Genomic DNA, 20,951 nt, shown 5'->3' on the forward strand with positions numbered 1-20,951 from the left:
ATTCCACGTCACGCCGAGGAAATGTCATGCAAAAAGCGCGACAAAAGCCGCGCAGGGAGAGGGTTAGCGGCGTTTCTCTCGCACGTAGAGCACCAGGGAGTGATCAACGAGCTCGAATCCGTGTTCGGCGGCGATTTCCTGCTGGCGGCGTTCAATCACCGGGTCGGTGAATTCGATCACATCGCCGGTGGTCATGCAGACCATGTGGTCATGGTGCTCACCGGTGTCCAGTTCAAACACCGAATGGCCGGTTTCAAAATTGTGACGGTTCACCAGCCCTGCGCTCTCGAACTGGGTCAGCACGCGATACACGGTCGCCAGCCCCACGTCTTCACCGGCATCGCGCAGCTTCTGGTAGACATCCTCGGCGCTGAGGTGCTCGCTGGTCTCGCTGGTCGATTCCAGAATCTGCAGAATCTTGACGCGCGGCAGCGTGACCTTGAGGCCCGCATTGCGCAATTCCTGATTGTCAGTCGGCATGGGATCGGGGGTTCTCTGTACAGGTCTGGACGGGTATGATGCCACCCCATCATGACAAGTGGAAGTTAAAGCCCATGCGCAGTATTTTCCTGGCACTGGCACTGGCCTCGCTCACTGCCTGCGGCAACTTCGGGTTCCCCGGTGTCTACCGTATCGACGTTGAGCAGGGGAACATTGTCACCCAGGACATGATCGATCAGCTGCAGCCCGGCATGAGCCAGCGCCAGGTGCGCTTCATTCTCGGCACTCCGCTTGTGGAAGACAGCTTCAATGCCGACCGCTGGGACTATCCCTACCTGTTGCGAAACGGCAACGATGTGATCCGGGAAGCCTCCGTCAGCGTGCACTTCGACGGCGATGCGCTCACGGGTGTGAGCGGGGACTATCTGCCTGCCTGGGCGGCGTCAACGCCAGCACCCGAGAGCGAGCCCTCCCAATAACGACTTCTCAGCCGTCGCTTTCCTGGCGACGCTCCTTCACACGGGCTGCTCGCGCCTTGCGTACTTCTTTCGGGTCGGCCTTGAGTGGCCGGTAAATTTCAACCCGGTCACCCGCCTGCAGCACCTGGTCAGGCGCTACCAGCTTGCCGAAAATACCCAGTCGCGAATCCTCCAGGTTGAGTCCTTCAAAACGCAGCGCGACCCCGGAACGCCGGGCAGCCTCCAGCGCCGTGGTACCCGCTGCCACGTTGACCGGGATAATTGCCTGTCGGTCCGGTAGCGCATAGGCCACTTCGACCTGAATCATGTCTGTCTCGCTCGTCTCGCTCATCGCATCCTAACCGTAAAGCTGCCGCGCGCGGCGACCAATGGCGTCGACCAGGCTGTTGGTGACGCTGTCGAACAGGCGACTGACTGCTGCACCCACCAGCAGGCTGCTGGTACTGAACTCGAGGTCCAGGGTCACCTTGCAGGCACTGCTGCCAAGGCCGCGAAACTCCCAGTTACCCTGGAAGTAGTCGAAAGGGCCGTCCAGCAATTCCAGGGTGATCGATTGCGGGGCGTGCAGATGGTTACGCGTACTGAAACTCTGCTTGATGCCGCCTCGCGACAGATCCAGGCGCGCTTCAACGATATCCGCCTCACGGCGCAGCACCCGGGAGCCAACGCAGCCGTCCATGAACTCCGGGTAGGCCTCGATGTCATTCACCAGGTCAAACAGCTGCCGATCTTCATAAGGCAACAGGGCGTGGCGGTAGATTCGGGTCATCGCGATCTCTGTCGGGGGTGGCGACCGGCGCCACCTCGGGTTTACTCCGTTACCAGGGCACTTGCCATGACCAGCACGATGCCCAGCGGCGCAATATACCTTAACAGGAAGTACCACAGCGAAAAAAACTGTGTGCTTTCGCGGTACAGCTGTGCCCGCAGCAGGGGGCGTCCCAGCCGCCAACCCACCAGCAGGGCGGTGCCCAGAGCCACCAGAGGCAGCAACACACCGCCGGCGAGCTGGTCCATGAGCCGAAACAGGTCCGGCGCCCTACCGCGGCTGTCCGGGGCCAGCGTCGCGGCTGCTGCATAGGCCAGCGCCCAAACGACGGCGCCGACTATGACCGCCGCGGTGACCCGGCGCAGGCCGAAGCGCTGCTTGATGGCCCCGGTCACCGGCTCGAGTATGGCGATGGCAGACCCCAGGGCCACCAGCGCCACCAGCGCAAAGAACAGCGCACCAAACACCTCGCCATTCAGCATGTTGCCAAAGGCGTAGGGCATACTGATGAACATCAGGCCAGGGCCCATCGAGGGAAGCAGATGGCTGGCGAACACCAGCGGAAATATCGCCAGGCCCATCGCAATGGCCACCAGCGTGTCGAACAATGCCACCGCGAGCACCGAGCGACCGATGGGCGCGCGAACGGGCGCGTAACTGCCATAACTGATACCCGTTCCCACGCCTACACCCAGGGTGAAGAAGGCCTGGCCCAGCGCCATCAACACCGCGTCACGGTTGAAATCCAGCCATTGTACCGAGAACAGGAATTTGCCCGCGGCCGACGCATTGCCGTTTGCCAGGCTGTATTGCACCAGGAGAACCAGCCCTGCGAGCAGCGTAGGCACCACCAGCCAGGCAAACAGGCCAATGCCGCGGCGCACACCCGCGCCGACCACGACCACCGCGCTGGCCAGGAACAGCGTCTGGCCCAGCAGCATACGATCACCATCCTCCACCAGTGCCTCGAAATACTGCGCGGTATTGAACATGCTCGCAGCATTGAAACTCCCGGTATACATCGCGCCCGCGTACACCAGTGCCCAACCCGCGACGACGGCGTACAGGGCAAGCAGCAGAACACCGGTTACACAGGCCAACCAGGGTAGCGCCAGCCAGGCCCGCCGCAGCCGGGAGCGCTCAACAGCGCGATTGACCGACTCCACCACGCTGCCCATACCCTGCCGCCCAAGCACAAGCTCGGCAATGAGCAAAGGTACGCCCAACAGCAGTAGAAAAATGACATACGCGACCACGAACGGGCCACCACCATACTCCCCGCTCAGGTAGGAGAACCGCCAGACACTGCCCATGCCGACCGTGGCGCAGGCCAGTGACAGCACAAACGTCATCCGTGAGCGCCACTCCCCCAGCGGATTTCCCGCAGTCGAATTCACCGGGAAAACTTCCTTCTAATCATGGGCTTAGACTGCCCCACAGCGCAGGTGATGAAAAGAGCCAAATTCACGTTCCAGTGTGCAGGCTTGTCCGTATAATGCGCGCCATGGGTAACAAGAAGCCAGCAAAAAACGACAATGTGATCGCACGCAACAAGCGTGCGACCTTCGACTATCACCTGCTCGACAGCTACGAGGCGGGCGTTGAGTTGCAGGGCTGGGAAGTCAAGAGCCTGCGCATGGGCAAATGCCAACTCACCGACTCCTATGTGTTGATGAAGGACGGTGAGGCCTGGCTGCTGGGCACCCAGATCACGCCGCTGGAGACCGTGTCCACGCACTATGTCAGCGATCCCACCCGTACCCGCCGCTTACTGCTGCACCGTAAGGAACTGGCGAAGATCCTTGCCGCGACCAGCCAGAAAGGACTGACCTGCGTGTGCACCCAGCTCTACTGGAAAGGGCATCTGGTGAAAGCCCGAATCGCGCTCGCCGAAGGCAAGAAGGGCCATGACAAACGCGATACGGAAAAAGAGCGCGACTGGAACCGTCAAAAACAGCGCATCATCCGCGACAACGTCAAGCAGTAACTCCCCCTCACACCGGTCGGAAAGCATTGTTCAGCCTCGTCGAGGCTGGCAACATGAGCGAGTCCTTCTACTGCACTCGGGTCGCCTGGCATGTCGAAAGAACGTATCAATGAACTGCGCACGCGCATGCAACAATCCATCGTTGGCCAGGAGGCGGTCATCGAGCGGCTACTGATCGGTCTGCTGGCCAATGGCAATCTGCTGGTCGAGGGCCTGCCCGGTCTGGCGAAAACACGCGCCATCAAGGCGCTGGCAGACCATCTGGAAGCGGACTTCAGCCGCATTCAGTTCACACCTGACCTGCTGCCATCGGACGTCACCGGCACCGAGGTGTATTACCAGGATGGCAGCCGGGGCGACTTCCGCTTCGAGCCCGGCCCCATCTTCGCCAATATCGTGCTCGGCGATGAAATCAACCGTGCACCCGCCAAGGTCCAGGCCGCCATGCTCGAGGCCATGGAAGAGCGCCAGGTCACGGTCGCTGGCAAGACGCACCGCATGCCGCCACTGTTCATGGTGATGGCAACCCAGAACCCGGTTGAACAGGAAGGCACCTATCCCCTGCCCGAAGCACAGATGGACCGCTTCCTGATGCACGTGAACATTGTTTACCCGCCCGTCGAGGATGAAATGCGCATTGTCGACCTGGTGCGTTCAGAGGAACGGCAGGCGCAGGCGCGCCCGGATGACGCCGGCGAAAAACCCGAAAAACCCGCGCGAATCCCGCAGCAGGCGGTATTTGATGCACGGCGGGAAATCGCCCAGGTGCATGTGTCGGAGCCCATGAAGCGCTACATGGCCGATCTGGTATATGCCACCCGCACGCCGGAAAAGTACTCGGCCGACGTTGCCCGCTGGATTGAGGTGGGCGGCAGCCCACGGGCATCTATCGCACTGGACAAGTGCGGTCGCACCCACGCCTGGCTGCAGGGGCGGGACTATGTCGACCCCGAGGATGTGCGCGCCATTGTCCACGATTGCCTGCGACACCGGCTGATGCTGTCCTACGAGGCCCACGGCGAAGGCATGAACGCCGACAAGGTCATCGACGCACTGTTGGCTGAGGTGGCACTGCCCTAGCGGCGCCGCGCCATGCACGACGACCCCCGTATCCACGTCTCACTCGAACACCTGCGCAACCTGCAGGGGGCTGCCGAACAACTCAGCTTCCTGCCGCGCCAGCCTGCACGTAGTGTGCTCAACGGCCAACATGCCTCCCGCCTGCGCGGCCGGGGGCTCAACTTTGAGGAAATGCGCGACTACCTGCCCGGCGACGACGTTCGCTCGATCGACTGGAAAGCCACCGCGCGCACCGGCACTCCCCACGTGCGGGTCTACACGGAGGAGCGCGACCGACCAGCGCTGCTGGTCGTTGACCAGCGCATGTCGATGTTCTTTGGCTCCACCCTGAACATGAAGTCCGTCACTGCGGCAGAGGCCGCAGCCATCGCCGCCTTTGGCGTGCTCGGCGCGGGAGATCGCGTCGGCGGCATTGTGTTCGACGACAGCACCCAAGTGGAATTTGCCCCGCGCCGCAGCCGGCGAACCCTGTTTGCCCTGCTGCAGACCATGGCCAACTTCAATGGCGCGCTACACGCGGCAAAGCGGGTCGACGAAGGTGCTGACCGCCTGAACGACGTGCTGCGGCCGGTGGCGCGCCTGGCACGGCACGACCACCTGGTCATCATCCTCAGCGACTTTGCCGGGGCCAATGAGATCACGCGCAAACGCCTGTCCACCATCGCCGCGCACAACGATGTCCTCTTGATGCTGGTCCACGACCCGCTGGCAGAGCAGGGCCTGACCCGCGGCGAACCCACGGTGCTCGGCGACGGCCACCTGCAGGCGGAAATCGATCTCAGCCACAGCAGCACTCTGGAAGCCGTGGGCGGCTTTGCCCGCCAGCGACTGCAGACCATCAGGAACTGGCAACGCGAGATCAACCTGTCCGTGTTGCCCCTAAACGCGGCGCAGGACACCCTGCCGCAGATCCGGCAGCTACTGGGCCAGGCGCGCCCCGGACGACCCCGCGCATGAGCCGCTACGACGGGCTTTCGCTCTCACAACTGATCGACCTGCTGCACCCCATGGTGACGCCGGAACCGGTGTCGATGGCACCCGCCACCAGCGGCTGGTGGGTGCTGGGAGGCTGGCTCCTGGCGCTGATGCTGATCGCGCTCGGGCACCGTGTCGCCGCCTACCGGCGCAACCGCTATCGACGGGAGGCGCTGCGCGCGCTGGATGCGCTGGCGCAGCAGGAACCGGCTGCGAGCCAGGCTATCGCCGTGCTGCTCAAGCGCACGGCGCTGGGCGCCTATCCACGCCGGGACGTTGCCGCCCTGCAGGGCGACGCCTGGGCCGCGTTCCTGTGCACCAGCAGCGGCAACGACCCCGTGGTTACGGCCGCAGCGCCCTCTCTCGCCCGCGCAGCCTATCTCGCGCCCGTGAACGACCCACAGTTACTGGCCGCGGCCCGGCGCTGGGTACAGGTGCACCGTGCTTGAGTTTGCCTTTGCCTGGGCTGTGCTCGCCCTGCCCCTGCCGCTGCTGCTGTGGTGGGGGTTGCCGCCGCACCGGGAGCGCGCCAGTGCCCTGCGCGTACCTTTTTTTGCCGACATCGTGGCCGCGTCCGGCGTGGAGCCGGGCACCGGCGCCGTGGTGCATCGCCGACGCCGCACGCAGGCCGTTCTCCTCTGGCTGATCTGGCTATTGCTGGTTGTCGCGCTGATGCGGCCCAACTGGGTAGGAGAACCCATTGTACGCACCGAGGTCGCACGCGACATCATGCTCGCCATCGACCTCTCCGGCTCCATGGATTACCGGGATTTCCCCGGGCGCGACGGCCAGCCCATTTCCCGTCACCAAGCCGTACAACAGGTAGTGAAGGCCTTCATCGCCGAGCGCGAGTCCGACCGCGTGGGGCTGATCGTATTTGGCGACAAAGCCTATATGCAGCTGCCTTTCACCCGTGACCTCGCCACTGCAAGCACCCTGGTCGACCTGATGGCCGTCGCCATGGCGGGGCCGCAAACGGCGCTGGGCGATGCCATCGGCCTGTCCATTCACGCCTTTGAATCGAGCAGCATCGAGGAACGCATTCTGATTCTGCTCACCGACGGCAACGACACTGCCAGCCGCATGACGCCGATCAATGCCGCGGCCATTGCCGCGCGCAATGGCGTGGAAATCTACACCATCGGCATTGGCGACCCGCAGGCCACGGGGGAAGACCGGGTCGACTTCAGCCTGCTGGCCGATATTGCCGGGCGCACCGGCGGCGAGTTTTTCAATGCCGAGGATGAGACTGCGCTCGCCGCTGTCTACCAGCGCATCGATGAGGCGACCGCCGCCGAGGTGAACACCGAGTCCTGGCGCCCGCGGCAATCACTGGTGGTATGGCCCGCGGGTGCTGCGTTGCTGATTGGGCTCGCGACACTGGCGGGCATGCGGTTCGGCCGACAAAGGAGCAGCGCATGATGGAACAGCTGCATTTTCTGCGCCCGCTCTGGCTGCTTGCCCTGCCCGCGGTTCTTGGCATCTGGTGGTTGCTGCGCACCCAGCGCAGCCCCGAGAGCCCACTGGGCAACCTGGTTGCGCCGCACCTGCGCCGCGCGCTGACCATACAGCACGACACGCGCACAGGTTTCAGCGCTTTGGACAGCTTCACCATCGCCCTGCTGGCCCTGACACTGGCCGCCGCCGGCCCCGCCTGGCGCCAGCAGGTGGCACCGTGGTTTGAGGAAACGGCACCGCTGGTGATCGCAATGGAGGTCACCGACTCCATGCGCAGCAACGACCTCGCACCCACCCGCCTGGACCGGGCACGTTTCAAGGCACTGGACCTGGTCGCGGCCCGCACCGGGGCGCGCACCGCGTTGATAGCCTACGCGGGCTCTGCGCACATTGTGGTCCCCCCGACCACCGACAGCGCGGTTCTCGCCGGATTTCTCGAGAGCCTGGACCCGGCCATCATGCCGCGCGGCGGCAATAACAGTGCAGCCGCACTGCCGCTGGCACTGGACCTGCTGGGCGAGAGCGCCAGCATCGGCACGCTGTTGTTCATCACCGACGGTTTCGACAGCGCCGACATCCCCGCGCTCGCCGCGTTCAGTGTCAATGCCTCGGCCCCGGCGGTGGCGGCACTAGTGGTGGGCACCGATGCCGGCGCTGTCGCACTGTTACCCGATGGCAAGCCCGTGGTTGGCCCCGGGGGCGGCCCCCTGCAAACGGCGATTGACACCGACCTGCTGCGCCGCGTGGCGAACGAAACCGACGTCACCCTGGTGCGCAGCGAAGCAGGCGATGCGGATATACGCAAGCTGCTGCGACTGATTGAATCGAATCTGCTGCAGGCGGATGACCCGGACGCCGAGTGGCACGACGAGGGCTGGCTGCTGCTCTGGCCCGCCCTGTTGCTGGTGCTCTACGGCTTCCGCCGGGGCTGGGTGCTGCGATGAAGCGCCGGAATCAGAGGTCACCCTGGCAGCACGCGCCGCTGCAGTTTGCCGCGGTAACTCTCGCAGCCCTGCTGGCACTGGTGTGGCTGGCGAGCCGGGAGGCCACCCTTGCCGATCTGTGGCTGACCCGCGACCAGCAGGGCCAGCGCGCAATGAACCAGCGCGACTGGAAAACGGCACTGGCTCGCTTCGAGGACCCGGCACAGAAAGCCACCGCGGCCTACTATGCGGGCCAGTACGAGCAATCCGCCGACCTGTTCGCCCGCATTCCGGACGCCGTGGGCTTCTACAACCGGGGCAACGCCCTGATCAAGGCACGCGACTATCGCAACGCCATCCGTGCCTTCGAGCTGGCCGTCGCCGCCGAGCCGGGCTGGCAGCAGGCCGCGGAAAACCTGGACCTGGCACGGCATATCACCGAGTACATCGAGCAGCTGCGCGAGGACAGTGATACCGAAGACGAATCCGAACTCAGCGCGGATGACTACGTGTTCGACAACGAGGTCGAGCGCGGTCGAGAAATGGAAATCACGCGGGAGAGCACCATTGGCCTTGAGTCCGCCGAGAAGTGGATGCGCTCGGTGGATACCGACACCGCCGAATTCCTGCGCACGCGCTTCGCGCTGGAACAAAGCCGGGAGGAGGCGCCATGAAGCGCTGGTTCGCCCTGTGCCTGCTTGTGCTGCTGAGCGCACACAGCCTGGCCCAGGTGCAGCCCGTGGTGGAAGTGAGCATAACGCCGCAACAGGTCAGGGTGGGTGAACCTCTGGAGCTGCAGGTTACGGTACTCGTACCCACCTGGTTTGCACAGCCCCCCAACTACCCCGACTTTGAGCTGGCCAACGCGATCACACAGCGCCCCCCGGACAGCTCCTTCCCCACCAGTCGCGCGATCAACGGCGAAACCTGGTCAGGGATCGTACGCAGCTTCCGCATTTATCCGCTGCAGGCCGCACAGTATCGCATCGACGAAGCTGAACTCGGGGTCAGCTATGCCAACCCAGGCAGCGCGCCCACACGCCTGCAGGTGGCGCTTCCCGAGATTCGTTTCAGCGCGGTGGTGCCGCCGGGCGCAGAATCACTGACCCCCTACCTGGCCGGCAACGCGCTGCGCCTGACCCTGGAAGTCGGTGGCGATACAGGCAGTTTGCAACCGGGCGACGCCGTTACGCTGGTATACCGGGCCGAGCTGGAGGGACTGCCCGCGATCTTCCTGCCGCCACTCGCGCCCGAGCTGGACTTTGAGGCCGCCTCGGTCTACGCCGACCGACCCACCACGGCGGACGGACCGCCCGCGACACGCAGTGAAAAGCTCACACTGGTGTTTGAGGCGGGGGGCGAGTACAGCGTGCCGCCGGTGACCCTGAGCTACTGGAATACCGACACCGGCAGGGTGGAACAGGTCACCGCCGACGGTGTGACGCTGCGCGTCAGCGGTGCAGCCCCAGCGCGCGAGGGCGAAACCGCTGCGCGTGATTACGCCCTGCAATGGTGGCCACTACTGGTCGCCGCCGCGGCGGCCCTCCTGCTCTCCTGGGCATGCTGGCGCAGCTGGCAGCAGACACTGCGCCCACGCTGGGAAGCCCACCGGCAGCGCCACCTCGACAGCGAAGCGCATGCCTTCAAGGTATTGCAGCAGCGGTTACGGGCCCACGACCGCGCTGCGGCCTACCGCGCCCTGCTGGCCTGGAGCGCGCACCTGACCCCGACCATGGACAGCCGGGAATTCGCGCAACGCTACGGCGACGAAGCCCTCACCCGCGCACTCGACAGCTGGCGTATTGCGCTGTTTGGCCGGGGAGAAGAAGCGCCGGTCGGCAGCACACTGGAGAAAAAACTGCAGGCCGCTCGGCAACGCTACCTCAAGGCCAGCCACAAACCGGCGGCGCATGCCCTGCCGCCGCTGAACCCCTGAATATCAGCCCAGCGGCGCAGGCTGCGGCACTTGCAGCTGGCGCGCCAGCGGCGCCAGATCCTTCATGATGCTGGGGTACAGCGCCACGCCACCCGCCAGTTGCTCACGGCGCTGCTGCCACGCTCTCTGCCCGGGAAACCGTGCCGGCGGTGCCCCCTCGGATACTTCGCTTGCGGTGACCAGATACTGCAGTGCATGCAGCTGCTCCCTGAACACGGCGAGCGAGCCAAAGGCCGCAGGATCGATAATCTGTAGGAACACAGAATTGGCTTCGCCGTCCCCCGCTGCTTCCGCATCGGCCCGGCCATAGTTGCCCAGCGCCATGCTCAGCACTTCGGTTGCGGCCGACAGCGCGGAGCCCTTGTAACCATGCTGGGCACCACCGATGGGCATGATGCTGCCCCGGGGCGGTCCAGCGAGCGCGGACGGGTCATCCGTGATGACGCCCTCCGCGTCCTTCAGGCAGGGTTCGGGCAGCCGCTCGCCCTCACGCGCCGCGCGCGCCACGTAGCCGCCTGCGGTGATGGACATGCTGATATCGAACAGCAGTGGGTACTCCTTCCCCGGAGCACCCATGGCCAGCGGGTTGGCGGAAAATACCGGCGTGAGGCCGCCAAAGGGACTCACCGTGTGCTCCGCGGGCGTCGAGCAGGTCAGGATCCCGAGATAACCGGCCTCAATCACCCGGGGCAGATAGGCTGCCAGGCAGGCAATGTGCTGGCTGCGGCGCAACGTGGCGGTGACCACGCCGTACTCCGGAACGCGGGCCAGCGCGGTATCAACCGCCTGACTGACGACCCAGGGGCCGGGCAGAAAGGCGGCGTCCCAGTTGAACAGCGCGCCCTTGTCCACCAGCACCACAGGCTCGCCATTACAGCGGCTTGCGCCCTCCATCAGCCAGCGCACATTGTGCGCCACGCGCTGCATACCGTGGGTGGTAAAGCCCATCAGGTCGGCCTCCAGCAGCACCTCGGCCATCACCGCGGCACGTTCAGCGGGCAAGCCCGCGGCCTCGAACAGGCGCTGGCTGAAAGCGTGGAGGTCGGTGTGAGCGTAACGTACGGACATGTCAGGCTCCTTTTTTTAGCGGTATGGCAGGTAAAGCGCCCACTGGCGGGAAAGCGGCCCCGAGGGAACTATTGCAGATTTCACAGTCTAACACTGTGCAATTGAGGTACAATTGCGAGTCACACTGGGGGCGATACGGATTCGACGACGGTAACGAACCCTGAGGTGCATGCCGTGATGGTAGCGAATCACGTAAATCCAAAGCTGCAAACTATTAGTTGCCAATGACGACAACTACGGTGCCCAACTGGCTGCGTAAGCAGCCCGTGAAAGCACCAACTAGTGGCTTCGGCCCTAGCGGTCTTTAGTAAGGTGCCAGTACCGCACTACTGACTGTCATATAGAACTGGATCGCTGTGAAGCCCGCCTGAGGTGGAACTGCTAAAACTTATTCAGGCTCGCCAATTACGTCCTGCCCGTTGGGCTGTATGAGGCTAAATTAATTAACGGAAACTAAGCATGTAGAGCCGAAGGCAGAGTACTGGCGGACGCGGGTTCAACTCCCGCCGCCTCCACCAAACACCCATCCAAGCAAGTCCAAAGAAGTCCACGAAAGCCGCGACTCACAAGGGTTTCGGCTCTTTTTTGTCCATTGGAGTCCATCCTGATCTTGCATAATCCCGATGATTTAGGAACACTGGAAGGAACACCGACCCAGAGCCCCCCTGAACTGGTGTTCCTAAAATGCTCAATGGGATATGGAAATGGCCCGAACCACCAAGCCCCTCACGAACACGGAAGTGCTGAACGCCAAGGCTCGAGCAAGAGAATACAATCTGGTCGACGGCGCCGGCTTGAAGCTCCGGGTCAAACCGAACGGAACGCGAACCTGGCTGTTCAACTACTACCGTCCGCACATTGGCAAACGCGCCAACATGACCTTGGGGGCCTACCCTGACATCACCCTGGCAGCGGCAAGGCGGCTAGCAGAGGATGCACGCGCCCTAATCGCACGGGAAATCGACCCGCAGGAATATCGCGCAGAACAGGCCAGGCACAATCAAGAGGCGCACGCGACCACATTCGAACAAGTTGCCCGCAAGTGGATGGCCATCAAGAAGGGCAAAATCACCGCCGGTCATGCTGACGACATCTGGCGCTCCTTCGAGATCCACCTGCTGCCCGACCTGGGTACGCTCCCTATTCACAAGATCAGAGCGCCCGCCGTCATCGCAGTTCTGGAACCGCTCGCCGCAAAAGGGACGCTGGAAACGGTCAAGCGCCTCACTCAGCGCGTCAACGAGGTCATGACGTATGCGGTTAACACGGGGCTGATAGACGCCAATCCGCTCGCTGGTATCGGGAAGGCATTCCACGGGCCAGACAAGCAGCGCATGCCCACCCTGAAACCCGAGCAACTGCCCGACCTCATGCGGGCACTGACAGGCGCCAGTATCAAGCTGACCACCCGCTATTTGATCGAGTGGATGCTGCATACCATGGCAAGATCGGGAGAGGCCGCCGGCGCACGCTGGGAGGAGATTGACTGGGAAGATCGAGTTTGGGGCATCCCAGCGTCCCGCATGAAGAACTCGCGCCCCCACAGCGTACCCCTGTCGCCCCAGGCAATGAACCTGCTATTCGCCATGAAACCACTGAGCGGACACCGCGAGTTCATATTTACCGCGGATCGTAACAGCCGGAAACATACCCACACGCAAACTGCCAACATGGCACTTAGACGGATGGGTTACCAAGGAAAGCTGGTCGCTCATGGTTTGCGAGCCCTAGCCAGCACGACACTTAACGAGCAGGGCTTTGACCCGGATCTCATAGAAGCGGCCCTTTCCCACATCGACAGTAACGAGGTCAGGTCAGCTTACAACCGCGCAGATTACCTTAGCCGACGCCGGGGCATGATGGATTGGTGGAGCAGACATATAGAGGAGGCCGCGACAGGCAACATGAGCCTTGCGGCCAGCGAAACACAACTGGCGTAAGGGTCTAGTCGAATTTTCGCGTTTTTCACGCCGCACCACTTGCAGTCGAAAACGCAAGAAGTGACTGTTAGAAGATCTGTGTAAACCAAACCAACATTCATAAGGCTGAGGAATGAGGTACACTTGACTGCGGTTTTCGATTCTTGCTGCCTATTCTTCCTTCTTGTTGGTCATTTGATAAAACGGAACCTCAAAGGCTGGCGTATACCCAATCCTCGCACACGATGAATGTACGAATTCACGCCAGTAAGGCCAAACATGGTAGCCGACATTGTCCTGAGAGAATGCCATTAGCTGGTCTTCGCTCAATTCATTGAGAGATAGATAGCTTGCGTCAAACTGACCAACTATCTCTATAAGCGGCTCGTAGTCGTCAGCCTTACTTTCTTCCTCCTCTGAGTCCAGTATTAAACGAACTCCCACTGCATAGTTAAAACGATAATTCCATAGCTCGAGATCATCGCCTTCATTTGCGAGATTAAGCTCTCTTATTCTCACAAATGAGCGAAAACCTTGAGTCATGGTATCACTCCTATCCATTGACTCAGGAAAGACATCATCTCTCACAAATATCTTGCTTTCTCGAAGGTAAACCTCCTGGATTCGAAGGCTTTTTTGAGCTTCATTTAGGAGTTCATCAACCATCAGGCAGCACTACTCTCCCATACTCCGCGGCCAGTACAATCAATAACATTTGTCGAGCGATATATTGCAACCTTCTTTGCGCATTGGGCATTTTTGTCCACATCAATGTTAGTCCATGTAGCGTTATTCAAGCTGCGTCTATCCATTCTATCTACTGAACAATATTGAAGACCAACAACAGGCTTTACTCCAATTACAAAACAAATGTCAGAGAAAGTACCGAATGTCATATTTCTAGCTCCACTCAAGAGCTGAGAGACATATGCTCGAGACTTCCCTAACCTCTCGGCCAGATCTCTTTTGGAAATTTGAAAATCTTCCAAAGCTATAAGAATATCTTCAGTCACATTATAGATGAGCTCATCCCTGGCGAATGCTCGCTCCTCCGCCGCATCAAACTTTTGTCCTTCTGAGTAAAAAAGATCTCTAGCACTCATCTTCATAAACCTCAATTCTCCTCCAATTTTCGCCAACTCGCTTACTATCTTTATTTTTCAGATTCTCATAATCCTTGTAGACATAATGACTTATGAAATATGTATTCTCGTGCCGCTCTGAAAGCCAACAATAACCTCTGATTGGTATACGTTTGAGAGCGTTAAACTTTTTGGCCCGGTGTTGGCCTGTTCGCTTAGGCAATTCGGCCTCCTGGGGAAAGCTCTCCTTACTCATCCTATGACCGTCTGCAAGCCTTTGTATCTGGTTAATCATGCCACGCGTAAACGATTTTCGTTTGTTCGCCTCCACATGCCCGAGCGCCTCAGAGAACGATTCCAGTGCTCCTTGGCAGTGGACGATCGTAAACTTGCAGCCCTTGATCCTACACTTTGGTTTGTCACTAGTCACAATGGAATGGCACTTTAGTTAATATATATGTTAATTTCAAGAAATATCAAGGGGCATGTCGCATGCCCCTCTCAAAACCCCACAAATACCTTTAAAATCAATAGATTAAAAGTTTTCAAAGTCAACGGTCGCCTCCCCGGGCTCACATCGAGCTATTCACGTCTCCTTTGCCAGCATAACGAACGGTGTTAGACGCCGCTCTATTTCCGTAACTTATTAATTTTCCTAATAAAAAAGAAGACTCTGACATGTAACCGCCTTTTCTAAACGGCCCTCGCAGAGTAAGCACTTTGCTCGCCCCCATAGTAACTGGTCATTAGGTGATGGAAAGCTGCCTCACATTTCTCGTTATATATGCCCTCGTCGAAGCTCTCAGGAAGCCGCTGATCAAAAACAACCTCCATGGTTCGTCGCACAACTCCCCTCGACTGTGCCTTCTTCCGCCAATCCAGCACCAACTTCCCCGCCTTGAGGGTCTCCAGTAGCTCCCTACACATGGCCTTTACCTGAGCCACCTCCTTGTCGCTCATTTCAGGCGCAGGCCTAGTGATGATGTCGAAAAGCGCCAGCTCTTCCTCGGTGAGACCCTCACGAATGGCTCTTTGGTCTTCATCCTGCAGTTCCTCGCCAAAATCCATCAACTGTTGGAAGAACGCCTCAATATTCAGACTGCCGGCGTTGTATTTCTCTATTAGTCGTCGCAGTTTCTCCATGAAGTCCTTTCGACTTGGGTTCTGGGCTACCATGCTCTCCAATTTCTGGTTCAACAGTGCCTTCAGTTTCTCGGACTCGGTACGTTTCTTGCCCTTGCTGAATTTCTCCTTCAGTTTTTCGAAGTCGATCCTGCTGAGGTCAAACAATTTGTCCTCGTCCGCCTCCTCTATAACATAAGGTAGCGGGGCCACAGACCTGTCTAGCAGATCGTCTACATCCCGCATTACCTGAGATATGTCCACCTCAGGCTCCAGTGCCTTGATCTTCTGGGCCAGCACGGAGAGCAGCACCGCATCTGGGGCCAGCTCATTCGCGGAAGGGTCGGGTAGGATTGCCCGGTAGACTCTGGAGGCAGCCCTGGCAAGGCTCAAGAAAGCTTTCTTGGTCTCCTCGCTCTCCAACAGTTTCTCCACCGCATCGTCCAGCAAGGCGACCTTGGCGAAGCCTCCAGCTGCCTTGATGGCCGCGGGGTCGGCCTGTCTGTCTACCAGGAATGCCACCCCTTTAGCCAACAGGTGCTTGAGGTATTCAACCAGCTCAGCTTTTTGCTGGATGGGGCTGCCGTCCAACGGTGGTCTTTCACCATTGCCCGGCGAAGGCTCGCTCACCGCAGTAGCTGGACTGCCACCATAAATCGCCAGTGCCTCCTGCAGCTTCTTGAACACCCCAGCATAGTCGACGATCATCCCCGCCGCCTTGCCAGGGTACTTGCGATTAGCCCTCGCAATGGTCTGCATCAGCGTGTGGTTCTTCATCGGCTTATCGAGATAGATGGTCGAGCAGGAAGGCACATCGAAGCCGGTGATCCACATGGCGCAGACAAACACCAGCCTCAAAGGGTCGTCGGCATCCTTGAACTTTTCGTCAAGGTCTTCCTCAACCATGCGCTTGCGGTGGGGCAGAATGTCGAGGCCCTTGTCTGCTTGCTCCTTCACCTCGTTCTGACCCTGGGAGACCACCACCGCCATGTCGGTCGTCTCCAGCACCTTGATCTTATGCTTCAGCGCCTCCTGCTGCTCCTCTGGGGCCGATGCAAGGTCAGCCTGAAGCCCTTTCAGGAAACCCTTCCAGTGAGCCTGCACCTTGTCGTACATCTTCACGGCGGTGGCCTTATCGATGCAGACCATCATGGCCTTGCCCTGATGCCCCCTGCCGACGAAGTGCTGCACCAGATCCTCGGCGATGGCCTCCAAACGGTCGTCACGGGTGATCAGGTGATACTCACGGGCGAACACGCGCTCGACTTTCTTCTCCTGATCCTCGTCCAGCTCGGCATCTTCCAGCAGCTGGGTCAGGTCGTCGTTGAGGTTCTCGTTGATCAGTTGCAGCTCGGGGATGCGGTTCTCGTAGTAGAGCGGCACCGTAGCCCCATCGGCGATGGACTGGCCGAAGTCGTAGACCGAGATGTAGTCACCGAACACCTCCTTGGTCTTCTCTTCACCGGCCATCAGAGGCGTCCCGGTGAAGCCCAGGAAGGCGGCATGGGGCAGAGCCGTCCGCATGTTCATCGCCAGGGTGTCGTACTGGGAGCGGTGCGCCTCGTCGGTGATGACGATGATGTCTTGGCGGTCGGAGAGCTTGGCATAGGTCTCACCTTGCTTGGTGCCGAACTTCTGGATCAGCGTGAAGACGTACCGGTGATCCTCGCTGAGGAGCTGCTTGAGGTGGGCACCGCTCTCGGCGTGGGCTTCTACCTCGTTGACCGCACCGGTGGCGGCGAATGTCTTGTAGATCTGCTCGTCCAGCTCGTTGCGGTCGGTGACGATCACGAATGTCCAGTTGCCGGTGATGGTGCGATGGATCTTCTGGGTGAAGAACACCATAGAGAGCGACTTGCCCGAGCCCTGGGTGTGCCAGAATACCCCCAGCCGACCGGCCTTACCGGCAGGGCGGTTCTTGATTCGCTGTAGCTCGGCGATGGCCTTGTTCACCCCGAGGTACTGATGGTTCTTGGCGATCTTCTTGATGGTGCCGCCCTGGGCCTCCTCGAACACCGTGAAGTTATCCACGATGTCCAACAGCCGCGTTCGCTCGGCAATCCCTCGGATGGCGGTCTCCAGCGACACCACGCCTTTCTCACCCTCGTCGTTGATCCGCTTCCACTCGAAGAGATGCTCCCAGGGGGAGAAGGTGCCGCCCACAAGGGTTTCGGAGCCGTTGGAGAGCATCACCACGGCGTTGTAGATAAACAGCTGGGGGATCACCGTGCGGTAGTCGCTCAGGTTGCCGTCATAGGCGGCCTTGAGGGTCTTGTGGCTGGCCTTCAGTTCCACGAACAACAGCGGCAGCCCGTTCACGAAGCCGACTAGATCGGTACGCCGGGTATGCAACTCGCCCCTTACCCAGAACTGCGAGGTGAGCAGGAAGTCGTTCTCCTCGGGCTTGCTCCAGTCGATCACCCGTACCGTCTCGATAGCGGTGCCACCATCGTCTTCGGACACCTCAACCTTCACGCCATTCTTGAGCAGCCGGTAGACCTCCAGGTTGGCGTTCACCGCCAGCAGCTTGGAGCGGTCCCGGGTCAGCTCTTCGATGGCCTTATCCAGGGCATCGGCGGGCAGCTCGGGGTTGAGTTTCTCCAAGGCCACGCGCAGCCGGGGCACCAGAACCACATCCTGCTGTGTCTGCCGTCCCTCGCTCGATACCGTACCCGACCACTCTCCGTAGAGGTTGGCAGTGTTCCAGCCCAGATCAGCGAACAGCTCGATAGCGGGCTGCTCGACCAAGGCATCTTCAGAGTAGGCATAAGCGGGGGATGGCGGGGGTGTCATGCGGCTTCGACCTCCTTGTCGTTAGGCATGGAGATATTGGATGCGTCGATCTCACCTGAGACTAGCTTCGGCAGGAGCAGATCACGTTGGGCTCGAAGATTAACGTTCTTCCGTTTAAGCCTCATTTCCAACTCATACATAGGCTCAAGCGCGTCAGCCATTATCTTCAACGTGGCTTCCTCGGGCACTACAACCTTCATGGCTTTGAGATCTTTGGCACTCAGGTGAGCTACTGTTGTCCCAACGATGGTTTCTTCCAAGTGCTTGATCGGCCTCTCGATGGTCAAGAAAAGTAGGTATCGAGACATTGGCTGAGTGGGTCTGAATCTGGCGACTCGCTGAACAAGCCATGCCTTGCCTCCAGCCCACTTACCCATATGGAACTGGCCGTCCATCCCTACAAGGATGTCGCCATTCTCGATGATATGCTTGGGCTTTCCCTCTTCAGTTGTGTAGGTCTTTACCTGCCCATCGCGAATGTCTCGAATCCTGACCGCACCCAGCCCTTCCCGGTGATCATTAAACTGCTTGGCTTTGAAAGGATGCCCGTAAGTGACTTCGGCAATATCGTAAAGGCCTTTAACCTCCCACCCTTCAGGATTCCTTCCAAGCTCACTCTCCTTGAAGCTCACCTCCTCATGCCCAGGGAAGCGGAAATGGACGAACCACTCCTCGTACAGCCGCCGGGCAATCTCCTCAAGGATCCCGATGCGGCGCGTGTTGTTCTCAATGAGGTCGTCGTAGGCGGAGAGGATATCGACGATTATCTTTTGTTGCTCAATCGAAGGAAGCCGTAAATGGATCCTTTTGATTATGTCTTGGTTCAGAGAGGCCATGGTGGCTCCATGCGAGCACTGCTGCATCATCCAAGACTGGTGTTCGTGGGTGAGAAATGTGAATGATAGATACTTGGATAGTACGTTTTCCTCACTCAGAAGCCTGAGCCGTAAGCAATCTGATCCCTGAAACCAACGATTTTGAGCGTCTGTGATATAAACATGTCGTTCGACAGCTCCCTTCCTGCCAAAAACGATGTCACCTTTTCGTAGCAGGTGACCAGAGAGCCTTGTGACTACGTCTTCAGGGATATATTCCAGCTTGTCGTGCCGGATGTTTCCGAAGCCGATATTCCTAACATTGATGACAGGTGTGCCCTTCTCGACATAATCACTTGCTCGGAGCTGAGTTCCGAAAGGTCCGGTCTTGACCTCGGCTTCCGCACGTCCGACAAGGTCGCCAATAGTAATGTTGCTCCAACTCATGATGCTGCCTCAAGAACACCAGCAACATTAATCCCAATCACTTCCTCAAGCTCCCTTGCCTCAGAGTTCAGTACCTCCAACTCTTCAGCCAGTTCCTCCAGCCTCTCCGTGAAGTCCACATCCTCGGCTTCTCTTGCCGCTGCCCCGACATAGCGCCCAGGGTTCAGCGACCAGCCCTGCACCTCGATTTCCTCCCGAGTGACCACCTTGCAGAGCCCAGGCACATCGGTGTAGCCCTCGGCCAGACCCTTTTCGGCCAGCAGCGGCACACTGCCCTGGTCCCGCTCGATCTCTTCGCCACGGTAGTGGCGCACGATATTGGCTAGGAACTCGATCTGCTCCGGCAGCCAGTCGCGGTGCGCCCGGTCGATCTGGCGGTAGATATGGCGAGCGTCGATGAACAGTACCTTGTCGTCACGCTCGGTCTCGCGCTTGGCGCGGTCAAAGAACCATAGTGTGCAAGGCAGCGTGACGGTGTAAAAGAAGTTCGGCCCTACCGAGACGATCACGTCCACGGCACCGGATTCGATCAGCTTCTGGCGGATCACCTGCTCACTGCCTCGAGCATCCCCCGCCGAGTTGGCCATGACGAAACCAGCCCGCCCGGTGGGCTTGAGGGAGGCGAAGAAGAGCTGGATCCAGAGGTAGTTGGCGTTGTCGGTCCTGGGCATTCCGAACGGGAACCGGGGGTCACCCCCCAGGCGCTCCTTGTCCACCCCCGAGACGTTGAACGGGGGGTTGGCCATCACGAAGTCGAAGAAGCCGTCACCGTTCTTGTAGACCGAGCCGTGAGGGTCTTCATAGTAGGTGTTGGAAACGCGCACATCACCGGAGAGGCCATGCACCGCGAGGTTCATCTTATTGAGGTTGACGGTGGTCTGATCCTTCTCGGTGCCAAAGATCGAGATCTCGTCCATCGCGGTCTTATGGTGACGCTCCACGAAGTCCGCCGAGTGGACGAACATGCCGCCAGACCCACAGGCCGGGTCGAAGATGCGACCGTGGTAGGGCTCGATGATTTCCACGATCAGCTTGACGATGGATTCGGGTGTGTAGAAGACACCCCCTTTCTGGCCTTCCTTCAGGGCGAAGTTGCCTAGGAAGTACTCGTAGACCTTGCCGAAGGCGTCCCCAGACAGGTCCACCGGGCCGATGAGCTTGAGCAGCTCTTGCAGCACCCAGTTCTCCAGGCGAGTGTAGTTGCGAGGCAGGGCACCCTTGAGGTCGGGGTTCTCCTCCTCTATGGCTTTCATGGCATCGTTTACGGCCTTACCGATGTTGTCGCCCTCGGTGAGCGACAGCAGGTAAGAGAAGCGGGCGGTCTCGGGAAGGAAGATCACCCCCTCGGCCAGATAGTCAGCCTTGCTCACCTTGCGGCGGCCACCGGATCCCACCGGCCCGAGCTTCTCCTCGGCTGCGGCGTATTTCTTCTCGGCGTACCTCAGGAAGATCAGGCCCAGCACAGGGGCCGAGAACTCAGCGGGCTTGAGGCCGGTGTTGGCCCATAACTGGTCAGCGGCTGCCCACAGCCGCTTTCCTACATCTCCGTTAACCAAAACTATGCCCCCAAATCCGGCCGCTGTGTAGCCCAACCGTCAAATCCGGAGAGCTTACTACAATACCCGGCAGGTGGGAGAACGGAGAGTACAGGTCGCTA

The 20,951-nt window shown here is 60.0% G+C and carries 20 protein-coding genes and 1 other RNA gene; 11 read left to right on the forward strand and 10 right to left on the reverse strand.

Annotated features, from left to right (window positions below; translation table 11 throughout):
* Window positions 1-63: 63 nt before the first annotated feature.
* Window positions 64-480 carry a ferric iron uptake transcriptional regulator gene (gene fur / locus R3E49_RS07195; protein ID WP_290742984.1) on the reverse strand — a complete coding sequence of 139 codons (417 nt, stop codon included), beginning with the start codon at window positions 478-480 and terminating at the stop codon, window positions 64-66.
* Window positions 481-554: 74 nt separating this feature from the next.
* Between fur and R3E49_RS07200 the strand changes: the two genes are divergently transcribed.
* On the forward strand, window positions 555-920 hold the full coding sequence (locus R3E49_RS07200) for an outer membrane protein assembly factor BamE (protein ID WP_371294428.1): 366 nt from the start codon (window positions 555-557) through the stop codon (window positions 918-920).
* A gap of 7 nt (window positions 921-927) precedes the next feature.
* Here the strand turns inward: R3E49_RS07200 and R3E49_RS07205 are convergent, their stop codons facing one another.
* The 3 genes from R3E49_RS07205 to R3E49_RS07215 are packed head-to-tail and all read right to left on the reverse strand — an operon-like array spanning window position 928 to window position 3,086.
* Window positions 928-1,251: an RnfH family protein gene (locus R3E49_RS07205; RefSeq protein ID WP_371294429.1), complete on the reverse strand. Its 324-nt coding sequence runs from the start codon at window positions 1,249-1,251 to the stop codon at window positions 928-930.
* A 6-nt stretch (window positions 1,252-1,257) separates the two neighbouring features.
* Entirely contained in the window at window positions 1,258-1,689 is a 432-nt protein-coding gene (locus R3E49_RS07210; protein ID WP_371294430.1) for a type II toxin-antitoxin system RatA family toxin, read from the reverse strand.
* A 41-nt stretch (window positions 1,690-1,730) separates the two neighbouring features.
* Window positions 1,731-3,086: a sodium-dependent transporter gene (locus R3E49_RS07215; RefSeq protein WP_371294431.1), complete on the reverse strand. Its 1,356-nt coding sequence runs from the start codon at window positions 3,084-3,086 to the stop codon at window positions 1,731-1,733.
* A gap of 107 nt (window positions 3,087-3,193) precedes the next feature.
* On the opposite strand from R3E49_RS07215, the gene smpB reads away from it, so the two are divergent.
* The 8 genes from smpB to R3E49_RS07255 all read left to right on the forward strand — a co-directional run bounded on the left by smpB (window position 3,194) and on the right by R3E49_RS07255 (window position 10,048).
* Window positions 3,194-3,676, forward strand: coding sequence for an SsrA-binding protein SmpB (smpB, locus tag R3E49_RS07220; RefSeq protein WP_290743308.1), 483 nt, complete (start codon window positions 3,194-3,196; stop codon window positions 3,674-3,676).
* A gap of 90 nt (window positions 3,677-3,766) precedes the next feature.
* The gene (locus tag R3E49_RS07225; RefSeq protein ID WP_371294432.1) at window positions 3,767-4,756 is read left to right on the forward strand and encodes an AAA family ATPase; all 990 of its coding nucleotides are present in this window, start codon (window positions 3,767-3,769) and stop codon (window positions 4,754-4,756) included.
* 12 nt (window positions 4,757-4,768) lie between these two features.
* Window positions 4,769-5,713 carry a DUF58 domain-containing protein gene (locus R3E49_RS07230; protein ID WP_371294433.1) on the forward strand — a complete coding sequence of 315 codons (945 nt, stop codon included), beginning with the start codon at window positions 4,769-4,771 and terminating at the stop codon, window positions 5,711-5,713.
* Window positions 5,710-6,180: a DUF4381 domain-containing protein gene (locus R3E49_RS07235; protein ID WP_371294434.1), complete on the forward strand. Its 471-nt coding sequence runs from the start codon at window positions 5,710-5,712 to the stop codon at window positions 6,178-6,180. The genes R3E49_RS07230 and R3E49_RS07235 overlap by 4 nt, the downstream gene beginning before the upstream one ends.
* On the forward strand, window positions 6,173-7,153 hold the full coding sequence (locus tag R3E49_RS07240; protein WP_371294435.1) for a VWA domain-containing protein: 981 nt from the start codon (window positions 6,173-6,175) through the stop codon (window positions 7,151-7,153). Before R3E49_RS07235 ends, R3E49_RS07240 begins: the two co-directional genes overlap by 8 nt.
* Complete coding sequence (locus tag R3E49_RS07245; RefSeq protein WP_371294436.1) at window positions 7,150-8,133, forward strand: VWA domain-containing protein; 984 nt, start codon at window positions 7,150-7,152, stop codon at window positions 8,131-8,133. The genes R3E49_RS07240 and R3E49_RS07245 overlap by 4 nt, the downstream gene beginning before the upstream one ends.
* Window positions 8,130-8,786, forward strand: a complete 657-nt coding sequence (locus R3E49_RS07250) for a hypothetical protein (RefSeq protein ID WP_371294437.1) — start codon at window positions 8,130-8,132, stop codon at window positions 8,784-8,786. Before R3E49_RS07245 ends, R3E49_RS07250 begins: the two co-directional genes overlap by 4 nt.
* The gene (locus R3E49_RS07255; protein WP_371294438.1) at window positions 8,783-10,048 is read left to right on the forward strand and encodes a BatD family protein; all 1,266 of its coding nucleotides are present in this window, start codon (window positions 8,783-8,785) and stop codon (window positions 10,046-10,048) included. Before R3E49_RS07250 ends, R3E49_RS07255 begins: the two co-directional genes overlap by 4 nt.
* 3 nt (window positions 10,049-10,051) lie before the next feature.
* Here the strand turns inward: R3E49_RS07255 and R3E49_RS07260 are convergent, their stop codons facing one another.
* Window positions 10,052-11,116 (reverse strand): Ldh family oxidoreductase, encoded by a 1,065-nt coding sequence (locus R3E49_RS07260; RefSeq protein ID WP_371294439.1) that lies wholly within the window; start codon window positions 11,114-11,116, stop codon window positions 10,052-10,054.
* Between the two features lie 126 nt (window positions 11,117-11,242).
* Here R3E49_RS07260 and ssrA point away from each other — a divergent pair.
* Window positions 11,243-11,634, forward strand: a transfer-messenger RNA (tmRNA) gene (gene ssrA / locus R3E49_RS07265).
* A gap of 186 nt (window positions 11,635-11,820) precedes the next feature.
* Window positions 11,821-13,056, forward strand: coding sequence for an integrase domain-containing protein (locus tag R3E49_RS07270; RefSeq protein ID WP_371294440.1), 1,236 nt, complete (start codon window positions 11,821-11,823; stop codon window positions 13,054-13,056).
* A gap of 150 nt (window positions 13,057-13,206) precedes the next feature.
* Here R3E49_RS07270 and R3E49_RS07275 read toward each other — a convergent pair whose 3' ends face one another.
* The 5 genes from R3E49_RS07275 to R3E49_RS07295 all read right to left on the reverse strand — a co-directional run bounded on the left by R3E49_RS07275 (window position 13,207) and on the right by R3E49_RS07295 (window position 20,850).
* Window positions 13,207-13,701, reverse strand: coding sequence for a hypothetical protein (locus tag R3E49_RS07275; RefSeq protein ID WP_371294441.1), 495 nt, complete (start codon window positions 13,699-13,701; stop codon window positions 13,207-13,209).
* Window positions 13,701-14,144 carry a transcriptional regulator gene (locus R3E49_RS07280; RefSeq protein WP_371294442.1) on the reverse strand — a complete coding sequence of 148 codons (444 nt, stop codon included), beginning with the start codon at window positions 14,142-14,144 and terminating at the stop codon, window positions 13,701-13,703. Before R3E49_RS07280 ends, R3E49_RS07275 begins: the two co-directional genes overlap by 1 nt.
* Window positions 14,145-14,810: 666 nt before the next feature.
* Window positions 14,811-18,032 (reverse strand): type I restriction endonuclease subunit R, encoded by a 3,222-nt coding sequence (locus R3E49_RS07285; protein WP_371294443.1) that lies wholly within the window; start codon window positions 18,030-18,032, stop codon window positions 14,811-14,813.
* Entirely contained in the window at window positions 18,029-19,294 is a 1,266-nt protein-coding gene (locus R3E49_RS07290; protein WP_371294444.1) for a restriction endonuclease subunit S, read from the reverse strand. The genes R3E49_RS07285 and R3E49_RS07290 overlap by 4 nt, the downstream gene beginning before the upstream one ends.
* On the reverse strand, window positions 19,291-20,850 hold the full coding sequence (locus tag R3E49_RS07295) for an N-6 DNA methylase (RefSeq protein WP_371294445.1): 1,560 nt from the start codon (window positions 20,848-20,850) through the stop codon (window positions 19,291-19,293). The genes R3E49_RS07290 and R3E49_RS07295 overlap by 4 nt, the downstream gene beginning before the upstream one ends.
* Window positions 20,851-20,951: the final 101 nt, after the last annotated feature.

Origin of the sequence: Haliea sp. (assembly GCF_041395985.1) — a bacterium.
Taxonomy (GTDB): Bacteria; Pseudomonadota; Gammaproteobacteria; order Pseudomonadales; family Halieaceae; genus Haliea.